The 19,019-nt window shown below is 61.5% G+C and carries 15 protein-coding genes, 11 tRNA genes, 1 pseudogene and 1 riboswitch; of the genes and pseudogenes, 17 read left to right on the top strand and 10 right to left on the bottom strand.

What is annotated here, in order from left to right:
• The first annotated feature begins 94 nt into the window (after positions 1-94).
• Both ACRCYW_RS20390 and rclC read left to right on the top strand, forming a co-directional pair.
• The gene (locus ACRCYW_RS20390; RefSeq protein ID WP_438551823.1) at positions 95-424 is read left to right on the top strand and encodes a carboxymuconolactone decarboxylase family protein; all 330 of its coding nucleotides are present in this window, start codon (positions 95-97) and stop codon (positions 422-424) included.
• A 43-nt stretch (positions 425-467) separates the two neighbouring features.
• Positions 468-1,034, top strand: a complete 567-nt coding sequence (rclC, locus tag ACRCYW_RS20395; RefSeq protein WP_438551824.1) for a reactive chlorine resistance membrane protein RclC — start codon at positions 468-470, stop codon at positions 1,032-1,034.
• 106 nt (positions 1,035-1,140) lie between these two features.
• On the opposite strand, the gene ACRCYW_RS20400 is transcribed toward rclC, so the two are convergent.
• The 5 genes from ACRCYW_RS20400 to rsgA are packed head-to-tail and all read right to left on the bottom strand — an operon-like array spanning position 1,141 to position 3,989.
• Positions 1,141-1,545: a hypothetical protein gene (locus ACRCYW_RS20400; RefSeq protein ID WP_438551825.1), complete on the bottom strand. Its 405-nt coding sequence runs from the start codon at positions 1,543-1,545 to the stop codon at positions 1,141-1,143.
• Positions 1,546-1,547: 2 nt separating this feature from the next.
• Positions 1,548-1,799: a DUF2960 domain-containing protein gene (locus ACRCYW_RS20405; RefSeq protein WP_349919346.1), complete on the bottom strand. Its 252-nt coding sequence runs from the start codon at positions 1,797-1,799 to the stop codon at positions 1,548-1,550.
• Complete coding sequence (locus tag ACRCYW_RS20410) at positions 1,789-2,055, bottom strand: VF530 family DNA-binding protein (RefSeq protein WP_438551826.1); 267 nt, start codon at positions 2,053-2,055, stop codon at positions 1,789-1,791. The genes ACRCYW_RS20405 and ACRCYW_RS20410 overlap by 11 nt, the downstream gene beginning before the upstream one ends.
• On the bottom strand, positions 2,052-2,924 hold the full coding sequence (gene asd / locus ACRCYW_RS20415; protein ID WP_438552051.1) for an archaetidylserine decarboxylase: 873 nt from the start codon (positions 2,922-2,924) through the stop codon (positions 2,052-2,054). Before asd ends, ACRCYW_RS20410 begins: the two co-directional genes overlap by 4 nt.
• Before the next feature lie 30 nt (positions 2,925-2,954).
• Positions 2,955-3,989, bottom strand: coding sequence for a small ribosomal subunit biogenesis GTPase RsgA (gene rsgA, locus ACRCYW_RS20420; protein ID WP_438551827.1), 1,035 nt, complete (start codon positions 3,987-3,989; stop codon positions 2,955-2,957).
• 92 nt (positions 3,990-4,081) lie between these two features.
• On the opposite strand from rsgA, the gene orn reads away from it, so the two are divergent.
• From orn to ACRCYW_RS20460, 8 genes are all read left to right on the top strand, one after another.
• On the top strand, positions 4,082-4,627 hold the full coding sequence (orn, locus tag ACRCYW_RS20425) for an oligoribonuclease (RefSeq protein WP_438551828.1): 546 nt from the start codon (positions 4,082-4,084) through the stop codon (positions 4,625-4,627).
• A gap of 177 nt (positions 4,628-4,804) precedes the next feature.
• A tRNA-Gly gene (locus ACRCYW_RS20430) sits at positions 4,805-4,880 on the top strand.
• 25 nt (positions 4,881-4,905) lie between these two features.
• Positions 4,906-4,981 (top strand) — tRNA-Gly (locus ACRCYW_RS20435).
• A gap of 33 nt (positions 4,982-5,014) precedes the next feature.
• A tRNA-Gly gene (locus ACRCYW_RS20440) sits at positions 5,015-5,090 on the top strand.
• Positions 5,091-5,126: 36 nt separating this feature from the next.
• Positions 5,127-5,202: transfer RNA gene (locus tag ACRCYW_RS20445), tRNA-Gly, on the top strand.
• Between the two features lie 24 nt (positions 5,203-5,226).
• Positions 5,227-5,302, top strand: a tRNA-Gly gene (locus ACRCYW_RS20450).
• A 38-nt stretch (positions 5,303-5,340) separates the two neighbouring features.
• Positions 5,341-5,416: transfer RNA gene (locus ACRCYW_RS20455), tRNA-Gly, on the top strand.
• A 24-nt stretch (positions 5,417-5,440) separates the two neighbouring features.
• Positions 5,441-5,516 (top strand) — tRNA-Gly (locus ACRCYW_RS20460).
• A 353-nt stretch (positions 5,517-5,869) separates the two neighbouring features.
• Here the strand turns inward: ACRCYW_RS20460 and ACRCYW_RS20465 are convergent.
• The 3 genes from ACRCYW_RS20465 to ACRCYW_RS20475 form a co-directional block, all read right to left on the bottom strand.
• On the bottom strand, positions 5,870-6,079 hold the full coding sequence (locus ACRCYW_RS20465) for a cold-shock protein (RefSeq protein ID WP_005327092.1): 210 nt from the start codon (positions 6,077-6,079) through the stop codon (positions 5,870-5,872).
• Between the two features lie 295 nt (positions 6,080-6,374).
• Positions 6,375-7,037 (bottom strand): LysM-like peptidoglycan-binding domain-containing protein, encoded by a 663-nt coding sequence (locus ACRCYW_RS20470; RefSeq protein WP_438551829.1) that lies wholly within the window; start codon positions 7,035-7,037, stop codon positions 6,375-6,377.
• Between the two features lie 99 nt (positions 7,038-7,136).
• The gene (locus ACRCYW_RS20475) at positions 7,137-9,239 is read right to left on the bottom strand and encodes a methyl-accepting chemotaxis protein (RefSeq protein ID WP_438551830.1); all 2,103 of its coding nucleotides are present in this window, start codon (positions 9,237-9,239) and stop codon (positions 7,137-7,139) included.
• A gap of 248 nt (positions 9,240-9,487) precedes the next feature.
• Here ACRCYW_RS20475 and gltX point away from each other — a divergent pair, with 248 nt between their 5' ends.
• From gltX to ACRCYW_RS20505, 6 genes and pseudogenes are all read left to right on the top strand, one after another.
• A complete protein-coding gene (gene gltX, locus ACRCYW_RS20480) occupies positions 9,488-10,903 on the top strand; it encodes a glutamate--tRNA ligase (protein WP_438551831.1) in 1,416 nt (471 codons plus the stop codon).
• Position 10,904: 1 nt separating this feature from the next.
• Positions 10,905-11,028, top strand: a pseudogene (locus ACRCYW_RS20485) (glutamyl-tRNA synthetase); the annotation flags it as partial.
• A 273-nt stretch (positions 11,029-11,301) separates the two neighbouring features.
• A tRNA-Ala gene (locus tag ACRCYW_RS20490) sits at positions 11,302-11,377 on the top strand.
• A 27-nt stretch (positions 11,378-11,404) separates the two neighbouring features.
• Positions 11,405-11,480, top strand: a tRNA-Ala gene (locus tag ACRCYW_RS20495).
• Between the two features lie 63 nt (positions 11,481-11,543).
• A tRNA-Ala gene (locus ACRCYW_RS20500) sits at positions 11,544-11,619 on the top strand.
• A gap of 56 nt (positions 11,620-11,675) precedes the next feature.
• Positions 11,676-11,751: transfer RNA gene (locus ACRCYW_RS20505), tRNA-Ala, on the top strand.
• Positions 11,752-11,900: 149 nt separating this feature from the next.
• Here ACRCYW_RS20505 and ACRCYW_RS20510 read toward each other — a convergent pair.
• Entirely contained in the window at positions 11,901-14,051 is a 2,151-nt protein-coding gene (locus ACRCYW_RS20510; protein ID WP_438551832.1) for an ExeM/NucH family extracellular endonuclease, read from the bottom strand.
• A gap of 294 nt (positions 14,052-14,345) precedes the next feature.
• Positions 14,346-14,427, top strand: a riboswitch (cyclic di-GMP riboswitch).
• Positions 14,428-14,539: 112 nt separating this feature from the next.
• On the opposite strand from ACRCYW_RS20510, the gene ACRCYW_RS20515 reads away from it, so the two are divergent.
• Positions 14,540-17,575 (top strand): glycosyl hydrolase family 18 protein, encoded by a 3,036-nt coding sequence (locus tag ACRCYW_RS20515; protein ID WP_438551833.1) that lies wholly within the window; start codon positions 14,540-14,542, stop codon positions 17,573-17,575.
• A 204-nt stretch (positions 17,576-17,779) separates the two neighbouring features.
• On the opposite strand, the gene ACRCYW_RS20520 is transcribed toward ACRCYW_RS20515, so the two are convergent.
• Positions 17,780-19,015, bottom strand: coding sequence for a tetratricopeptide repeat protein (locus ACRCYW_RS20520; RefSeq protein WP_438551834.1), 1,236 nt, complete (start codon positions 19,013-19,015; stop codon positions 17,780-17,782).
• Positions 19,016-19,019: the final 4 nt, after the last annotated feature.

Below are 19,019 nucleotides of genomic sequence, written 5' to 3' on the forward strand. Positions count from 1 at the left end.
TTTGCGTCTTTTAAGTATTAATTGAATCACCTCCCGATGCAATACTGGCTCCATCGAACGGGCAGGTGCCCGTTCACCCCAGAGGAGAGTCAAGATGCAAGATTGGGCACAATACCGTAAAGAGCTGACCGGCCGCGTGATGGAACTGGGCACCCTGAGCCCGGATACCCTCAAGGGCTATCAACTGCTCTCATCCGCCGGCAGCAAGGATGGCGCACTGGACGGCAAGACCCGGGAGCTGATCTCCCTGGCGGTGGCGGTCACCACCCGTTGCGACGGCTGCATCGCGGTGCACGCCGAATCCGCCCTCAAGCAGGGAGCCAGCCGGGCCGAGATCGCCGATGCCCTGGGGGTCGCCATCGCCATGAATACCGGAGCCGCCATGGTCTATTCCGCCCGGGTGCTGGACGCCATCGACCGCTGAAACTGTGCGGGGCCGGCAACTGACCGGCCCCTGAGGAGTGAGGATGTCGATATTCAACCGCGCCTTGGGCTGGCTCGCCGGCAGCGATCGCTGGGGAGCCAACCTTTGCCGGATCGCCGTCGGGGTGGTGTTCATCTGGATAGGGCTATTGAAGTTCATTCCCTATGAGGCGGACAGCATCACCCCCTTCGTGGCCAACAGCCCCTTCATGTCGTTCTTCTATACGCAGCCGGACGAGTACAGTCAGCACCTCAATCACGAGGGGGAACTGGTGCCGGAAAACCGGGCCTGGCATGAGCGCAACAACACCTATGGCTACTCCCATGGCCTGGGGGTGGTGGAACTGGTGTTTGCCCTGCTGATCCTGGCCAACTTCCGTTTCCCGTTGCTGGGGTTCGTCGGGGCCCTGATGGCCTTTTTGACCCCCTTTGTCACCTTCAGCTTCCTGGTGTTCACACCGGAGACCTGGGTGCCGGATCTGGGAGACGCCCACCATGGCTTCCCCTATCTGTCGGGGGCGGGCCGGCTGGTGTTGAAAGACATCATGATGCTGGCCTGTGGTTATGTTGCCATGGTGGATTCTGCCAGAACCCTGCTGGTCAGACGTTAAGTGATAGCCTGCCTACCGTTTGCCACACCCCTTTGGGTGTGGCTTTTTTGCGTTGCTCCAACAAAAAGCCCCGGCAGGGGCCGGGGCTGAGTGAGTCAGACTGAGGTCAGGGCTGCAGGCCGCTGTCACCGTGAAACAGCGCCTCATCACCGGACTTGAGCACATAGCCCTTCCAGGGGAAGAGCTGATAGCGACCGCCCTGCCAGGAGTGGTTGCCCTCTTCCCCCTGACGCACCAGCCGGACCTGCTCGCCATCTGGCAGGGTCAGTTCGGCCTGGCTCTGATCGCCGTTGAACAGCACGAAGGCGCTGCCGGTTTCGCTCGCCTCGAGGGACTGCAGTCGCACCGCCTGCTCGAACAGGCGCACGCACTGGTTGGTCAGTGCAGACCACTGGTAACCTGCGCTGGCGCGGCAGCCGTGGACATCCTGATCGTTGCCCACCAGGTTCTGGGTCGGGGTGCTGCAGGCCGCCAGCAGCAGGGAGGCGGCCATCAGGGTCAGGGTGCGCATGCTTACTCCTTGAGATCCCGCTCGATGACGATATTGGAGAAACCCAGTTCCCTGAAGTAGTTCTCCTGATAGTCCTTCACGCTCTTCTTGTCGCGGCGACACACCTGGGCCAGCTGGGCCTCCATGGCGTGGAAGCTGGCCAAGTTGATCCCCTCGGCATGGGCGATGGCATCGTAGATGCTGTTGAACTTGTCGTTGGCGTAGCCAATCTCTTTGGCCTGCTTCTTGTACGTGTAGGTGATCTTAAAGGCCATCTGGGGCTTCCTTCTGTTTCGCCTGCTTGCGCTGCATATAGAGGTAGAGGCTCTCCACCTTCTCCCGTGCCCAGGGGGTCTTGCGCAGGAACTTCAGGCTCGACTTGATGCTGGGATCCAGGGTGAAGCAGCGGATATTGATCTCCTGCCCCAGCTTCTCCCAGCCGTAGTGGGCCACCAGGGCGGTGACTATCGCCTCAAGGGTCAGCCCGTGCAGCGGGTTGTTTTTCTGGGAAGAGGCTGGCTGCTCGCTCATGCCTGCTCCGCCAGTTTGGCGAAGGGCTGTCCCATGCGGGTGGTGACGCCATTGGCCAGGTGAGGCTCGAAGCCCGCCAGCATGCCGGGGCCAAACAGGCAGACGACTGTGCTGCCGAGTTTGAACAGGCCCATCTCGGCGCCCTTTTGCAATGTGATGGCTTCATCGCCGGTGTAGTCCCAACGCACCACTTCCTTCTGCTTGGTCGGCGCTATGTTGCCGGCCCAGATGGTCTCGATGCTGGCCACGATAGTGGCACCGACCAGCACCAGGGCCATGGGGCCGTGAGGGGTGCGGAAGGTGGCGACCACACGCTCGTTGCGGGCGAACAGGTTCGGCACGTTCTCGGCGGTGAGCGGGTTGACGGAGAAGAGATCCCCCGGCACGAACACCATGCTCTCCAGCACGCCGTCCAGCGGCATGTGGATGCGGTGATAATCTTTGGGCGCCAGGTAGATGGTGGCGAAGTCGCCGTCCTTGAACGGCGCCACCAGATCCTCATAGCCCCCCAACAGCTCGCGGGCGCTGTAGTCGTGGCCCTTGGCCTGGATGATGCGACCCTGATGAATGGGGCCGAGCTGGCTGACGGTGCCGTCCACCGGCAGGGCCAGGGTCATGGCATCTTCCACCAGGGGGCGGATCCCCGGTTTGAGCTCGCGGGTGAAGAAGGCGTTGAAGCTCGGGTAGTGAGCCGGGTCTTCGTGCAGGGCCTCGCTCATGTCGACCTGGTACTGCTTGATAAAGGCCTCGATCACCTTGGTGGTGAGGTTGCCGGCTTCGGCGGCCGCGAGCTTGCCCACCAGGCGGGAGACGGCGTGTTTGGGCAGGCAGTATTGACCGGCAATTTTCAGGTTGTCAGTGATGCTCATGATCTTCATCTACAGAATTCGTTGAATGGGTCACAGTCGGGCTTGTTGCCGACCGTGGCGGGCTTCCTGCATGGTTTCCAGGATGCGGTGATAGTTGTGGAAGCGATCGGCGCTGATGTCGCCGCGCTCGACCGCCGCGCGCAGGGCGCAGCCGGGGTCGTCCTTGTGGGTGCAGTCGCGGAACTTGCAACCACCCAGGTAGTCGCGAAACTCGACGAAGCACCAGGTGATGCGATCCGCTTCCAGATGCCAGAGCGCGAACTCGCGGATCCCCGGGGAGTCGATGAGATCGCCGCCGCTCGGGAAGTGATAGAGCCGCGCCGTGGTGGTGGTGTGCTGGCCGAGCCCGGAGTTCTCCGAGATCTCGCCGGTGAGCACGTCCAGCCCCGGCATCAGGGCATTGGTGAGGGAGGACTTGCCCACCCCGGATTGGCCGACGAAGATGCTGATCTTGTCGGTCAGGGCCGCCTTGAGCTCATCGAGCCCCTCGCCACTCTCGCAGCTCACCAGGATCACCGGATAGCCGAGCTTGCGGTAGGCGGCGAGCTGGCCCTCGATGCGCTCGCGAGCGGCGGCATCCAGCATGTCCACCTTGTTCAGCACGATGAGGGGAGAAATCTCCACGTCTTCGGCCGCCACCAGGTAGCGGTCGACGATGTTGGTGGAGAACTCCGGCATCACCGCCGAGACGATGATGATCTGGTCGATGTTGGCGGCGATGGGTTTGACCCCGTCGTAGAAGTCCGGCCGGGTCAGTACGGAGTGGCGCGGGTGCACCGCCTCGATGACGCCGGCGGTGGCGGCATTGAGGCCGGGACGCCAGACCACCTTGTCGCCACACACCAGGCTGCTGATGCTGCTGCGTCTCAGGTTGCTGCGATGGATGGCGCCGTCGGTCGCCTCCACGTCCGCGTGCTGACCGAAGCGGCTGATCACCACCCCTTCGATGGCCGGGCCGAACAGGGTGTCATCCACGACTGTGGTGTGCTCTTTTTGCAGCCGTCGTTCGCGGTTGGCCTGGACGCGCCTTTGTTGACCCAGATTGAGTTTTGCTTTCTTTGCCACGGGGTTTGCCGGTTTATGAACAGATCCAAAGCCAGTATGATACATGCAAATTGGCAAAATTCCGCCATTCCTCCCAATTAGAGAGAGCAATCATGACAGTCAGCGCGCAGAACCTGGTATGGATCGACATGGAGATGACGGGTCTGGACCCCGAACAGAACGTGGTACTGGAGATCGCCACCATAGTCACCGACAAGGATCTGAACGTGCTGGCCGAGGGACCCGTCATCGCCATCCACCAGAGCGATGAAGAGCTCGGTAAGATGGACGACTGGAACGTCAACACCCATACCAAGAGCGGCCTGGTGGCCCGGGTCAAGGCGAGTCAGCATGACGAGGCGAAAGCCGTCGCCGAGACTCTCGACTTCATCCGCCAGTGGGTGCCGGAGCGTACCAGCCCATTGTGCGGCAACAGCATCGGCCAGGATCGCCGCTTCATGGTCAAGCACATGGCGGATCTGGAAGCCTTCTTCCACTACCGCAACGTCGACGTCAGCACCATCAAGGAGCTGGTGCGCCGCTGGCAGCCGGCGCTGCTGGATCAATTCAAGAAAAGCGGCTCCCATCAGGCCCTGGACGACATCCGTGAATCCATCGCCGAGCTGCAGTTCTACCGCGCTCAGGTCTTCAAAATCTGAGTTGCCGGCAAGGGCTTGCCGTCACTCGGTTGCTAAAATCGGCAGTTCGACCAGCTTTTGAGCGAACGGCCGCAGGCTGACAAAAAAGCCCTTGCAATTGGAATGACTGCTCTTATAATTCGGCTCCCGTACAGTAGCGCAAGCAACCAAATGCTGTACGGCCGTTTTAAGGTAGTTGCGGGAATAGCTCAGTTGGTAGAGCACGACCTTGCCAAGGTCGGGGTCGCGAGTTCGAGTCTCGTTTCCCGCTCCAAAAAATTTGCCGATGATGTTCCGATGCGGGAATAGCTCAGTTGGTAGAGCACGACCTTGCCAAGGTCGGGGTCGCGAGTTCGAGTCTCGTTTCCCGCTCCAATCATCAGCAAGCACCTCAAGACAACCCAAGTTGCGGGAATAGCTCAGTTGGTAGAGCACGACCTTGCCAAGGTCGGGGTCGCGAGTTCGAGTCTCGTTTCCCGCTCCAAACTTGTTATATGAATGCTGCAGATGATATTCCGATGCGGGAATAGCTCAGTTGGTAGAGCACGACCTTGCCAAGGTCGGGGTCGCGAGTTCGAGTCTCGTTTCCCGCTCCAATCATGTGCAGAAGACATCCTGTTGCGGGAATAGCTCAGTTGGTAGAGCACGACCTTGCCAAGGTCGGGGTCGCGAGTTCGAGTCTCGTTTCCCGCTCCAAAGTTGTCTTATCGAAGTACTGCAGATGATATTCCGATGCGGGAATAGCTCAGTTGGTAGAGCACGACCTTGCCAAGGTCGGGGTCGCGAGTTCGAGTCTCGTTTCCCGCTCCAATCATGTGCAGACGACATCCTGTTGCGGGAATAGCTCAGTTGGTAGAGCACGACCTTGCCAAGGTCGGGGTCGCGAGTTCGAGTCTCGTTTCCCGCTCCAATCTCTCTTCGAATTCTATCTCTCCCCCCAAGTTCACGAATCCGGTTTCTCAGCACAATCACTGCCACATCCTGTTGGTAGAGCATGATACGCCTTTGCCAAGGCTGGGCTGCGATTTTGAGCCTCGTGTCCTGCTCCACTCTCTCTTCGAAGTCCTCATCATCCGTTCGAACTGCCAATCACATCGCGCCGCGATGACTTGTCGTATCCGGCGTTCGGCGAGCGCTGCCCTCATCTCTTTCTACAAGCAAGATCTGTGTGGTGGATGGCGGTACGGGTTCGGGCTGGCAGGGAAATGACGGGCAAAAAAATAGGAGGGGCTCAGGCTCCTCCTACGGGCTCACGGACGCGGCTTAGAGCAGGGTGACGTTCTCAGCCTGAGGGCCTTTCTTGCCCTGGGTCACGGTGAACTGGACTTTTTGACCTTCAGCCAGGGTCTTGAAACCGGTGCTCTGGATGGAGGAGAAGTGAACGAATACGTCCGGTCCCTGGGATTGCTCGATGAAGCCAAAACCCTTGGTTTCGTTGAACCACTTTACTTGGCCGGTGCGAATGTCAGACATGTGGTAAGTCCTATCTATAACAAAATGAAACTAACGCCTTGTTGGGCAGCATTTGCTTAAGAAAGCAGGGGCCTACCCATGACTGACTACGTCGATGTGTCCCAGTCGCATGTAGTACTATCCCTGTTTAAAGCACAAACGATTGTACGTAAGGCCGATCCCTTGTCAATTTGGCACTTTTCATTTTTTGAGCAAGCTAAAAGTATTGGCGTCTCAATGAGGTAATTCGGGTCGGCGGGATGAAAAACGGGAGGCATGGTGCCTCCCGTTTTCATTGATCAAGTCAGGTCCAGCCTCACTCCTTGAGGGCGAATCCTTCTCCCTGGCGATCGTAGCGGTAGTTCACCTGACCGAAGGAGCGGATCTCGACCCGCTGGATGCGGCGACCGGCGTCCACCAGCACGAACACCGACTTGCCGGACTGCAACCGGGTCAGGGGCCTGTCCGGCCCTTCGATGGCGATCAGGCGGCTGAGCTCGGCTCCGGGCAGCTCGAACTTGCGGAAGATGGAGTAGAGAGTCTCGCCGGCCTGCACGTCGTGCTGCAACCAGGTACCGTCCACCTTCTCTTCCGCCGGCTTGGCGGCGACCGGCGCACTGCCCGCGTTGCCATTGCCGACGGTCAGGGCCTGGGTCGGCACCGCCAGCGGTACGGCAAGAGAACCGGACGGTGCGGCGGTCGGGGCCGCAGGGGCGGGCTCCCAGGCGAGCACTATCAGCCAGAGCGGGATCAGCACCAGCAGAGCTATGGTGTGCTTGCGGGGCAGCGGGCTCGCCAGCTTGAACGAGGTGGCTCTGGGTTCCTTGTTGGATTTTCCGCTCAGACCCTGACCGAGGCGCTGACGCAGGGGCAGGGTAGCGGCATTGATACGATGGAGCAGGTTTCCTTGTGATTCGTCTTGGCGACGCTGCTGGGCTCGTCTGTTATGGCCACGTGGGCGACGGTCCGGGGTGGGCACGGCATTTACCTCTCACTACATTGCCTGCCATCAGGCAAATATGCCGCCTATGGTAAACGGACTCGCCCCCGAGGGGGAGAGTCCAGAGTAGGAAAATTATCAACTGAGACGGAATTGTCCCAGCAATTGCTGTAAACGCTCGGCCGCCTGACGCAAGGCCTGGCTCGCCTGGGCGGTGTTGGTCGCATCCTGGGCGATGTCGTTGGCCAGTGCGTTGGTTTTTGACAGATTGCCGGAAACTGTCTCGGAAACCGAGCTCTGCTCCTCGGCGGCGGAGGCTATCTGGTAGGTCATGTCGTTGATGGTGGCGATGGCCTGGAAGATGCTGTCCAGCGCCGCCTCCGCCAGATCCGCCTCGCCCACCGCCTGATGGGTCAACTGCTGGCTCTGCTGGATGGCGTTTACCGCATTGGTGGAGCTGTGGCGGATCTTCTCGATCAGCTCCTGGGTATTTTGCACCGCCTGCTGGGTGTTGCCCGCCAGCTTGCGCACCTCGTCCGCCACCACGGCGAAGCCGCGACCCTGCTCACCGGCCCGGGCCGCTTCTATGGCGGCGTTGAGCGCCAGCAGGTTGGTCTGATCGGCGATGCCCTGAATGACGGTGAGTATACTGGTGATCTGCTCGCTGTCGTGGGCTAGCCCCTCGACCACGTCGGCCCCCTTGCCCGCCTCGGCGGCGACCCTGTGCATGGACTGGATCACCTGCTGGAAGCGCGCCTTGCCCTGATCCGCCGCCCCCTGGGCCTGCTTGGCCGAGTCGGCGGTGTTGTTGGCGTGGGTGGCGACCTCCTGACTCACATAGGACATCTCCTGCACCGCGGTCAGCATCTGCTCCATCTCCGCCTGGTGATGCTGCAGGTTGGTATCGGTCTGACCGGCGATGCGGTCTGTGTCACCGGCGTGACGGTGCACCTCGGTGGCCGTCTTCTGCACGTCCCCGAGCAGCTGTTGCAACTTGTCGATGAAGCGGTTGATGCCGCGGGCCAGGGCCCCCAGCTCGTCTTTGGACTGGGTATTGAGACGCTTGGTGAGATCCCCCTCGCCGTCGGCGATGTCGTCTACCAGGCTGACCATCTGGCGGATGGGGCCAGTGATGCTGCGGGCGATCACCAGCATGGTGGCGAGTGCCAGCACCAGCACCAGCAGGGCACCGACCAGTTGCTGGGTCATGGCGGAGCGGTTCATGTCGGCGAGCTGGGCCCCCAGCTCGTCCGCCCCGGCCAGCACCACCTGATAGGGCAGGGTGACGATGATGGCCCAGTTGCGGCTCATGCCAGGCACCGCGATGGGCACCGAGATGCGAAACGCATCGGTGAGCTCCTGGCGCTGCACCTCGGGTTTGAGGTACTGCTGCCAGCCGTCGCCGAGCCGCTTGTCGGCGCGTCCGCCGAGCAGGCTCTGATCGCCGCTGGTGCCCGTGATGACGCCGGCGGCGCTGACGATCAGGGTCTCCCCCTTGCCGTCATAGATGTTGCTGTTGAGGGACTGGGCCTGGCGGCTGATGGAGTCCACCGCCAGATCCAGCGCGGCGACCCCCTTGAACTGACCCTCCACCAGTATGGGGGTGGTGATGGTGCTCACCAGCACCTGCTGGCCGTTGATGTCCACCTTGAAGGGATCGATGAGGCAGGAGCGACCCTCCCGTTTCGGGCAGGCGTAGTAGTCGTTGGCCGGGTTGCCGAACTCGTCCGCGTCGCTCTTCTCGATGGAGAGCAGCAGATCGGTGCCTATGCTCTCCTTGTCACGGTAGAAGTAGGGGACGAAGCGGCCGGTGCTGTCGCTGCCCAGCGCCGTCTGGCCGGCGAAGAGAGCGTCCTGGCCATCGAAGCCGTTGGGCTCGAAGCCCGCGAAGGCGCCATACAGCTGGGGTTCCAGGCCGAGCTGGGCCTTGAGCAGGTCGGTGGCCTGCTGGCGATCGAGCGGCAGCTTGCCCCCTTGCTGCTGGGCGAAGACGCTGGCCATCTGCTGGGTATAGGAGAGCCCCTTTTGCAGTAGCTGGGTGATGGTGGCGGCCTCGGCGCGGGCGTTGGCACTCACTTTCTGCCATGCCTCCTGCTGCAGGGCGGCGCGACTGGAGGCTATGGTCAGTTGCTGGGTCTGTTTGCCCGAGTACTGGTTGAGCAGGATCAGGATGACCAATGCCGTGGTCATGGCGATCCCCGCCATCACCAGGATGCGATTCTGAATAGAACGAAACTGCATCTTGCGTTCCTTGTAGGGTCTGAGTTGTTTGATTTATCGGCAGGGCGGAAGATTTCTCCAGCGTTCTTCACTAGCTAAGCGGAAAAATGAACCCGCTTCTGAGATCCCACTCATAAATAGTGGTCTTTATGTCCCTTGGCCCTATTTTCTCCCCGGTTACGCCATGGTTTTCCCATCCGGGTTTCTCGGTGCTAAAATGCGTCGGTTTTTAACGAATTGGCCCAAGGCCCTCTACACAAGGCTTAAAGATGAAAGTCAAAACCCGTTTTGCTCCCAGCCCGACCGGCTTTTTGCATGTCGGCGGTGCCCGTACCGCACTCTATTCCTGGTTGTTTGCCAAGAGCCAGGGTGGCGAGTTCGTGTTGCGTATCGAGGATACCGATCTGGAACGTTCCACTCAGGAGGCGATCGACGCCATCATTGAGGGCATGGAATGGCTGGAGCTGAACTGGGATGAGGGCCCCTACTATCAGACCAAGCGTTTCGATCGCTACAACGGCCTCATCGACGAGATGCTGGCCGACGGTCGCGCCTACAAGTGCTTCTGCTCCAAGGAGCGGCTGGAAGCCTTGCGTGAAGGGCAGATGGCGAACGGCGAGAAGCCGCGCTATGACGGCAAGTGCCGCGATCACGCCCACGATCATCCGGCCGATGCGCCCCACGTGATCCGCTTCCGCAACCCCACCGAAGGCTCGGTGGTGTTTGACGACCACGTGCGTGGCCGCATCGAGTTCGCCAACACCGAGCTCGACGATCTCATCATCCGTCGCACCGACGGTGCCCCCACCTACAACTTCTGCGTGGTGGTGGACGACTGGGACATGGAGATCACCCACGTGGTGCGTGGCGAAGACCACATCAACAACACCCCGCGCCAGATCAACATCTACAAGGCCCTGAACGCCCCCGTGCCGGAATTTGCCCACGTCTCCATGATCCTGGGTGACGACGGTGCCAAGCTCTCCAAGCGCCACGGCGCCGTGTCCGTGATGCAGTACCGCGATGACGGCTACCTGCCGGAGGCCCTGCTGAACTACCTGGTGCGTCTGGGCTGGTCCCACGGCGATCAGGAGATCTTCAGCCTGGAAGAGATGATCAAGCTGTTCAGCCTGGACGCCATCTCCAAGTCCGCCTCCGCCTTCAACACCGACAAGCTGCTGTGGCTGAACAACCACTACATGCGCAGCCTGGATCCGGCCTATGTCGCCAAGCATCTGGCCTGGCACATGGCAAACCAGCAGATCGACACCAGCAAGGGCCCGTCCCTGTCACAGGTGGTGACCCTGCTGGCGGAACGTTGCAATACCCTGGTGGAGGTGGCCGCCCAGAGCCGTTACCTGTTCGAGGAGTACGAGGCCATCGACGAGGCCGCCGCCAAGAAGCACCTGCGCGGTGTGGCCGCAGAGCCGCTGACTCTGGCCAAGGCCAAGCTGGCCGCCCTGGAGACCTGGACCACGGAGGCGCTGCACGAACTGATCGAAGCCACTGCCGCCGAGCTGGGTCAGGGTATGGGCAAGGTCGGCATGCCGCTGCGCGTCGCCGTCACCGGTCTGGGGCAATCCCCTGCCATCGACGCCGTGATGGCGCTGGTGGGCAAGGAGCGTGTGCTCGCCCGCATCGATCGCGCCCTGGCGTATATCGAAACGCGGATGGCTGCCGAGTAATACCGGTCTGGGCCAATCCCCCTGTCATCGCCGACGCCGTGATGGCCCTGGTGGGCAAAGAGCGTGTGCTCGCCCGCATCGATCGCGCCCTAGCGTACATCGAAGCGCGCATGGCCGCCGAGTAATCTCGCTGCCAGTCCGTTTTCCAAGACGGCCGAACAAGCCGCGGTGAATGACGCAAAAGGGCTCCCGAACGGGAGCCCTTTGTTTTGGTGCTGTAATGGGATTTGTGACATAAAACAGGGAGATAGCGATGGGATTGGCGGTAAAAACAGCGAACAGCCTGAATTTTGACTAAACGCTCCGGCCGGTGATATTTTAGGGTTGACAGCAAAGCGGGTGATGCCTATCATGCGCCTCCGTTGCCAGAGATAACTTTGGTAGCGCCGAGGTGAGTTGGGGTTATAGCTCAGCTGGGAGAGCGCTTGCATGGCATGCAAGAGGTCCGCGGTTCGATCCCGCGTAGCTCCACCAAATTTTCCTCGAACAATCTGGAATCAAGGGGTTATAGCTCAGCTGGGAGAGCGCTTGCATGGCATGCAAGAGGTCCGCGGTTCGATCCCGCGTAGCTCCACCAGGTTCCAAATTGAAATGCAGTACCCAGGGCAGTGTGGTGTGTATCACCCAGGCCGACCTTTGTGGGGTTATAGCTCAGCTGGGAGAGCGCTTGCATGGCATGCAAGAGGTCCGCGGTTCGATCCCGCGTAGCTCCACCATTATTTCGCAGTGAGACAAGCGGCCGCCAGAATCGCTTGTTTAAAGAGTAAAATTTGGGGTTATAGCTCAGCTGGGAGAGCGCTTGCATGGCATGCAAGAGGTCCGCGGTTCGATCCCGCGTAGCTCCACCAAATACTTAAGGCCACCGTTATCGCGGTGGCCTTTTTGTTTGTTCGGGCATTTGTTTTTTTCATGGCCAACGCCTCTTCATTTACACATCACATGGCCAACATGAGAAAGCCCGCGACTGTCGCGGGCTTTTTTCGTTATTCAGCTGGGATTATTGGGCATGTCGGCGACGCCAGGCCAGCGGCAAGAGGGCGAGCAACAGGGCGCCCATGGCACCGCCACCGCCGTCCTTGCTCGGCTCCTGCAGCTTGAGATCGACGATGATGGGATCGTGATCCGAGGCGCTGAACGGGTTGTCCGACTTGATCATGTCGCCGGTGAAGCCGCGGTCGTACTCGAACAAATTGCTCTCGTAGGAGTTGATGTGCCAGTCGGCGACGGCCACCACCTTCTTGGCCAGGGCCGGATTCGCGAGGGCGTAGTCCAGGGTACCGAGCTCGGCCTCATAGCTGTAGGAGATGGCCTTCGCCTGGTTGAACTTGACGTTCAGGTCCACCAGACCATAGCTCTTGCCCACCTCCTGGCCTATCTGCTCGTAAGCCTGCTCGTCGATGAAGGTGTGAGAGGCGGAGCGGATCTTGCGATCGCTGCTGGCCGGCGCATAGTCGGTCAGCACCCGGATCGGGTCCTCCTTGGCGTAGGAGTTGAAGTCCCCCACCAGCAGCACCTGGCCCGGCAGCTTGCTCACCGCTTCCCCCAGCACCTTGGCGGCACTGACCCGGAACTCGGTGCACTTGCCCTGCAGATCCGCGGGCTCCGTCTTGCCATCCCCGTTCTCGTAGCAGCCCGATCCCTTGGATTTCAGATGGTTGACCACCAGGGTCAGGGGATCCTTGCTGCCCGCCACGGTGAAGCTCTGCACCAGGGAGTCACGTTGACCGGCGGTCTTGACTACGCCACCGACGGTGTAACGCTGCTCCGGCAGCAGGATCACGCTGGCGTCCCCGCTCGGGGTCAGCTTGGCCGGACGATAGAGCATGGCCACCATGATGGCGTCGCCGCCGAAGTAGCGTTCCTGACCGAGCAGGGCCTTGGGCAGGCTGACGAAGGCGTAGTGCTGGCTGGCGTCTTTCTGCTGGGCATTGAGGCTCTTGACCAGGTCGCTGATGGCGGAGTGATCGTCGAAACCGTTGTTCTCCATCTCCATCAGGCCGAGCAGGTCTGCGTCCATCTCAGTGATGGCGTTGACTATCTTGGTGCGCTGCTGCTGGAAGTCTTCCAGGCTCTTGGCGCCGCGGTTGCAGCCCTTGGCGCTGTCCGCATCCGCCTGATCCTTGCACAGCACGTTGAGGGCACCGCCCACGCTGGAGTGGCTGGTGAAGTAGTTGAGCACGTTGAAGCTGCCGACTCGCAGATCCGTGCCGGCGGTGCGGGCAGGGGCGCTCTGGCGATCGTTCTCATCGATGCGCAGCAGATCCCCGACCGTGATGGCCTGCTCTTTCGGCACGATCAGCCGGTACTCGTTGTAGCTGTAGCCGACCAGAGCCTCCAGGTTGACCGGCGCATCGCCGATGCGCAGATATCCCTGCTCGGGCTCCCAGGCGGGCAGCCAGGGCAACTTGCCATCGGCGGCCTTGAAGTCGGATTCGAGGAACACCCTGTTGCCCGTGTTGGCCTCGGCCAGTGCCTTGGCCTCGTCGCTGCTGGCCACGTGCAGCTGGGTCGGTTTCACCAGGGGGGCCAGGTGGGAGAGCACCAGGTTGTTGCGCCTGGCGGCGTAGTCATAGCTGAAGTTGCGGCTGATCTTCAGCTCGCTGCCGGCATCGAGGCGCACTCGCATCCCCTCGTGGCGCTCCAGCGCCCGGGCCAGGGTCTCCCCCTCCAGCACCCGCAGCGCCGTGGCGGCAGGGGCAGTGCCCTGAGCCAAGACCTGCAGACGGGGCGTGCCGCCGTCGAAGACGGGCTTGAGCTGGGTATGGTTGTAATACTCCTCGACCTTGGCCTCCAGACAGACCTCGACCCCCGGCTTGATGCCCGGATACTTGGTCGCGAAGTTCTTGTCGTTGAGATAGACGAAGATGCCGTCCGAGCTCTGGGGATCGCCATCCCCCTGCGGATCCTGCAGGTAGAAGCCCTTGTTCAGACTCTCGCCGAGGGCGCTGACCACGGCCCTGACCGAGACGCTCTGGGTGCTCTCGAACTGACCGTCCGGGATCAGGGGGCTCTTGTCGCCACTGCCCTGGATGGCGGGGATGGGGGTGAGGGCGCTGTCGGCCGGGCAGCTGAAGCCGGCGGCCTGGAGTGACGGGGACGCGAGCGCGAGCCCCACGGCCAGTGACAGCAGGGTAGGGGTACCTTTCATTGTGTTTCCTTTTTTATTTTTGCCAGTGTTTCCATAGCCTTGGTGCCTGAACCAAGGGCGCGCATTGTCACACTTCTGGCTGCTCATACCAGTGAACCAGCGCACATTATGGGGAAGCAAAAGAGGCTGTCTCTATTTTTTTGACACAGCTAACACTATGAAATTGATGATAAAGATGTCACCTCATCGAAGCCGAAATTGTGTGAGCACGGCGGCGTTTACATATTTCTCTTTGAGAATGAAGATTGAGTGTTAGCCACTTGCTTTCTATACTCGGGCTGTTCCTCACGGAACCCAGGTAAAGAGCAAACCGACAGTGATGTCGGGACGCAAAGCCTCCGGTCTGCCAGCGATGACAGATAGCGGGGCTTCCCCGGGTGACATGAGGGTATGTGGCCCGTCCATGGCCTGTTGTCGACCCCTTTCGCCTGTTGCTGTTGCGCTTTGCCCGGTCATTAAAAGCCAAGACCAACAAGGAAGATAACAAGATGCAACAGACCCTCAGGCCCAGCAGGCTCGCCATGCTGGTTGCCCTCGCGGCCATGCCCGCCTGGGCGCAGGCCGCTTATCCCGCCTATCAGGCCGGTACCGCCTACAAGGCTGGCGACGTCGTCAGCAACGTGGGCAACCTCTACGAATGCAAGGAATTCCCCTACTCCGGCTGGTGTGGCGCCTCGCCCTATCACTATGCCCCCGGGGTGGGTACCGTCTGGGCCGATGCCTGGAAACCCTTCACCGATGGCAGCACGACGCCGGGCATGACCCTCGCCATCGGCTCGCCCGCCGCCGGCAGCAGCGTCAACGAAGGGGGGTCGGTCGCCCTGACGGTGAGCCTTGGCGGCAACAGCAGCGCCCTGGTCAAGGTCGAATACTTGATCGATGGCACTCAGGTGGCGGTGAGCAGCGCGGCCCCCTGGTCGGCGAGCTGGACCGCCAGCGGTGTCGGCGCCCATCAGCTGACATCCCGCGCCCTGGACAAGGATGGCAAGGTGCTCGGCGAGGCCAGCGCCAGCTTCAACGTCGCCGCCGTGGTGGCGCCTGAGGCGCCCAAGGTGAGCATCACCAGCCCGGCCGCCGGTGCCAAGGTGACCCTGGGTCGCAGCACGGCGGTGAGCGGCAATGTCACCGACGCCAACAACGACGTGGCTAAGGTCGAGCTCTTCGTGAACGGCCAGAAGGTGGGCGAAGACACCAGCGCCCCCTGGCAGGTGAACTGGACGCCGCAAAACAAGGGGCTGACCGGCCTCAAGCTGGTGGCGACCGACAAGGGTGGCCTCTCTGGCGAGTCGGCCCAGGTGGATGTGCTGGTGGAAGAGGCGGCCCTGCCCCCCACAGGCGGCAATCTCTCCTGCGACGTACGCCAGATCTACCGCGCCGATGGCAGCGAGTGCATGGGGGATGACCATGCCCGCCGTGTCATCGGTTACTTCACCTCCTGGCGTACCGGCAAGAACGGTCTGCCCGCCTACCTGGTCAACGACATCCCCTGGGACAAGATCACCCACATCAACTATGCCTTCGCGGCGGTGGATGAGCAGAGCCACACCATCAAGGTGGATGACGCCGCCACCAAGATGACCTGGAGCGGAGTGCCGGGTGCCGAGATGGATCCCGAGTTCGCCTATCAGGGTCACTTCAACCTGCTCTCCAAGTACAAGAAGCAGTATCCGGACGTGAAGACCCTGATCTCCGTGGGGGGCTGGGCCGATACCCGCGGCTTCTATACCGCCACCACCAAGGGTGACTGCACGGTCAACACCGCCGGCATCAACGCCTTTGCCGATTCTGCGGTGAGCTTCATCCGTCAGTACGGCTTCGACGGCGTGGACGTGGACTATGAATACCCCACCTCCATGAAGGACGCGGGCAATCCCAACGACTTCCCGCTCTCCAACCAGTGCCGGGCCAAGCTGTTTGCCAACTATGAAGTGCTGATGAAGACACTGCGGACGCGGCTCGACAACGCCGGCACCGAGGATGGTCGCAAGTACATGCTGACCATCGCCTCGCCGGCCTCGGCCTATCTGCTGCGCGGGATGGAAAACTTCCAGGTCACCCAGTACCTGGATTACGTCAACCTGATGACCTATGACTTCCACGGTGCCTGGAACAACTTCGTGGCCCACAACGCCGCGTTGTTCGACAACAAGGCGGATCCCGAGCTGGCCCAGTGGGGTGTCTACAGTCAGGCCCAGTACGGCGCCATCGGCTACCTGAACTCGGCCTGGGCGGCCCACTACTTCCGTGGCGCCCTGGCGGCCGGCAAGATCAACATAGGTGTGCCTTATTACACCCGTGGCTGGCAAGGGGTGACCGGCGGGACCCATGGTCTCAACGGCAAGGCGGCCCTGCCGAGCCAGAGCAACTGCCAGCCGGGCACAGGTGGCAGCACCATCCCCTGCGGCAACGGGGCGGTCGGCATCGACAACATCTGGCACGATCTGGACAAGAACGGCAAGGAAGTCGGCGCCGGTGCCGTGCCCATGTGGCACGCCAAGAACCTGGAGCACGCGGCCAGCCTTGGCATCACTACCCTGCCGAGCTATGGCACAGCCTGGGGTCTGGATCCCAACGATCCCGCTGACGTGATCCAGGGTCAGTACGTGCGCTACTTCGACGACAAGGCGCAGGTGCCCTGGCTGTGGAACGAGCAGAAGAAGGTGTTCCTCTCCACCGAAGATGAAGAGTCCATGGGCAAGAAGCTGGACTACATCATCAAGCGCGGTCTGGGGGGCGTCATGTTCTGGGAGATGGCGGGGGACTATGCGTTCGATCCGGCCAAGAACGAGTATGTGATGGGCAGCACACTGACGAGCCTGGCCTATGACAAGTTCAGGACGGCAACGCCTCCCAACCTGAAGCAGAACGATCTGCCGGCCCCGGCGGCCCAGCTTGACATCGGCGTCAGCCTCTCCGGCTTCAAGGAAGGGGATTCCAACTACCCGATCAACCCGACGCTGAAACTCACCAACAAGTCGACCCAGACCATTCCGGGCGGCACCCGCATCGAGTTCCTGGTGCCCACCTCCACCTCTGACACCATCACGGATCAGAGTGGCATGGGCCTCAAGGTGGTCGAGAGCGGTGGCAACCAGAACTCCGACGGCATCGCGGGCGAGAAGGACTTCCACAAGGTGGCCATGACGCTGCCGACCTGGAAGGCCTGGACTCCCGGCTCTGACGTCGAAGTGGCCATGACCTACTACCTGCCGGCGGCGGGTGTACCGAGCGGCGTGCGCCTGATTGTCGGCAGCCAGACCATAGGCCTCAAGGCTGACTTCCCGGCCCTGGCCGAGGCGGTCGTAGGCACGGGCGGCGGTGATGGCGGTACCGGCGGCACCACCTGCAGCAGCCAGAGCGTCAACCCGGCGAGCTATCCGGCCTATCCGAGCTGGCCACGGGGGGATCACGCCAATGCCAACGACCGCATGACCAATGGCAAGGCGGTGTGGCAGGCCAACTGGTGGACCAGCTCCGAGCCCAAGGCGGGCGACGGCAGCTGGAAGCTGGTATGCAACTACTGATATGACGAAGCGGCATCTTTCTGATGCCCAGTAGAGACGAAAAATCCGGAGCCAGGCTCCGGATTTTTTTATGGGGAACTCGCGTGATAAACGGCCATAAAAAAGACCGCTCCGGGGAGCGGCCAATGTGCCACCAAGGCAACTGGTGGGGCAGGGCCCCTTGTGTCGTGGAGGCAGGGCGAAGGCAAGCCTCCGCCTGGCTTGTCACTGGGTGACGGCGCCCCCTTGTTGTTCCTTCAAGAAGTTGATCCAGGGGGAGGCCCGGCCGCTGACGTTGCCGTTTTGAGCAGCCTGACTGAAGGCGGAGAGGGCCTCCTTCGGTTTCTGCTGCTCGAAGTAGGCGACTCCGGTCAGGAACTTCAGGTCGGCGCGCTGCTCTCCATTGGCATTGGCCGCCGGTTTGGCGGCGAAGGCCACCAGATCCTGGTAGCGCTTGCTCTGGATCATCATGCGCGCCATCTTGAGCTGCAGCTCGGCATCCGGGGCCAGCTTGTAGGACTTGGCCAGGGTGTCGATGGCCGGATCCAGCTCCTTGGCCTGATGCCAGTAGTTGGCGAGCGTCTTGTAGTTGGCCGCATTGCCCTCTATGGCTCCATCCTTCATGGCCTTCTCCATCACCCGGGCGGCGCGATGGGGGATGCCGGTGAAGGCCAGGTAGTTGGCCAGACGCTGCAGCTCGTTTGCCTCCGTCAGCATGCCGAGGTTGTAGGCCCCCTCCAGCGCCGCCAGTGCCTTGGCGTCGTTGCCCGCCTGCATGTGCATGGCGGAGAGCTGGGTCCAGTACTTCTTCTTCTCCGGATACCTGTCGATGAGGGCGGTGAGCACCTCGGTGGCCGGCTTGTACTGTTTCAGCTCGTAGTGCGCCGCCATCTTGAGCAGGTACCAGGACTCGGGCGCCTTGCCCCCCGACAGCTTGATGGCCTGATCCACCGCCGGTATGGCGTCCTTGTACTGCTTGAGCTGCACATGGGCGTTGGCCAGGGTGATGTAGGCGTGGGGGGTAGGCTTCTCGTCCTTGCCAAGGCTCGCGAACCACTGGTTCATGGTGCTGATGGAGGCCTTGAAGTTACCCTCCGCCATGTAGAGCTGGGCCAGGTTGTAGCGCACCTGCTGGGCCACCGGTTGCGGCAGGCCACCGGTGGCGATGGCATCGGCGAAGTACTTGGTCGCCTGACCGTATTTTTCCTGCTGCGCGGCCACGAAGCCCAGGGTCTGCAGTATCACCCCCTTGTCGTAGACCCGCTCGCCGACGCCGGACAGGGCATCCTGCAGCTTGGCATTCGCCTCGCCGTATTTCTTCTCGGTGATCAACGCCTGCGCCTTGTTGACCGCGCGGTAGGCGCGATCGGAGAGGGCGGGTTGCTCGGCGGCCAAGCTGGCGGTGCTGAGCAGCACCGCCATGGCGACCGGGGCGAGGATCAGGGTATGTAACTTTTTCATCGCC

The organism is Aeromonas sp., from assembly GCF_051657805.1.
In the GTDB taxonomy this organism is placed as follows: domain Bacteria; phylum Pseudomonadota; class Gammaproteobacteria; order Enterobacterales; family Aeromonadaceae; genus Aeromonas.

Bases quoted from the DNA above. Each gene is read 5' to 3' on its own strand.
- ACRCYW_RS20405 (WP_349919346.1), bottom strand. From the start codon at position 1,799: ATGGCCTTTAAGATCACCTACACGTACAAGAAGCAGGCCAAAGAGATT.
- ACRCYW_RS20515 (WP_438551833.1), top strand. From the start codon at position 14,540: ATGCAACAGACCCTCAGGCCCAGCAGGCTCGCCATGCTGGTTGCCCTC.
- gltX (WP_438551831.1), top strand. From the start codon at position 9,488: ATGAAAGTCAAAACCCGTTTTGCTCCCAGCCCGACCGGCTTTTTGCAT.
- ACRCYW_RS20400 (WP_438551825.1), bottom strand. From the start codon at position 1,545: ATGCGCACCCTGACCCTGATGGCCGCCTCCCTGCTGCTGGCGGCCTGC.
- ACRCYW_RS20465 (WP_005327092.1), bottom strand. From the start codon at position 6,079: ATGTCTGACATTCGCACCGGCCAAGTAAAGTGGTTCAACGAAACCAAG.
- orn (WP_438551828.1), top strand. From the start codon at position 4,082: ATGACAGTCAGCGCGCAGAACCTGGTATGGATCGACATGGAGATGACG.
- ACRCYW_RS20410 (WP_438551826.1), bottom strand. From the start codon at position 2,055: ATGAGCGAGCAGCCAGCCTCTTCCCAGAAAAACAACCCGCTGCACGGG.
- ACRCYW_RS20510 (WP_438551832.1), bottom strand. From the start codon at position 14,051: ATGAAAGGTACCCCTACCCTGCTGTCACTGGCCGTGGGGCTCGCGCTC.
- ACRCYW_RS20475 (WP_438551830.1), bottom strand. From the start codon at position 9,239: ATGCAGTTTCGTTCTATTCAGAATCGCATCCTGGTGATGGCGGGGATC.
- ACRCYW_RS20520 (WP_438551834.1), bottom strand. From the start codon at position 19,015: ATGAAAAAGTTACATACCCTGATCCTCGCCCCGGTCGCCATGGCGGTG.
- ACRCYW_RS20390 (WP_438551823.1), top strand. From the start codon at position 95: ATGCAAGATTGGGCACAATACCGTAAAGAGCTGACCGGCCGCGTGATG.
- asd (WP_438552051.1), bottom strand. From the start codon at position 2,924: ATGAGCATCACTGACAACCTGAAAATTGCCGGTCAATACTGCCTGCCC.
- rclC (WP_438551824.1), top strand. From the start codon at position 468: ATGTCGATATTCAACCGCGCCTTGGGCTGGCTCGCCGGCAGCGATCGC.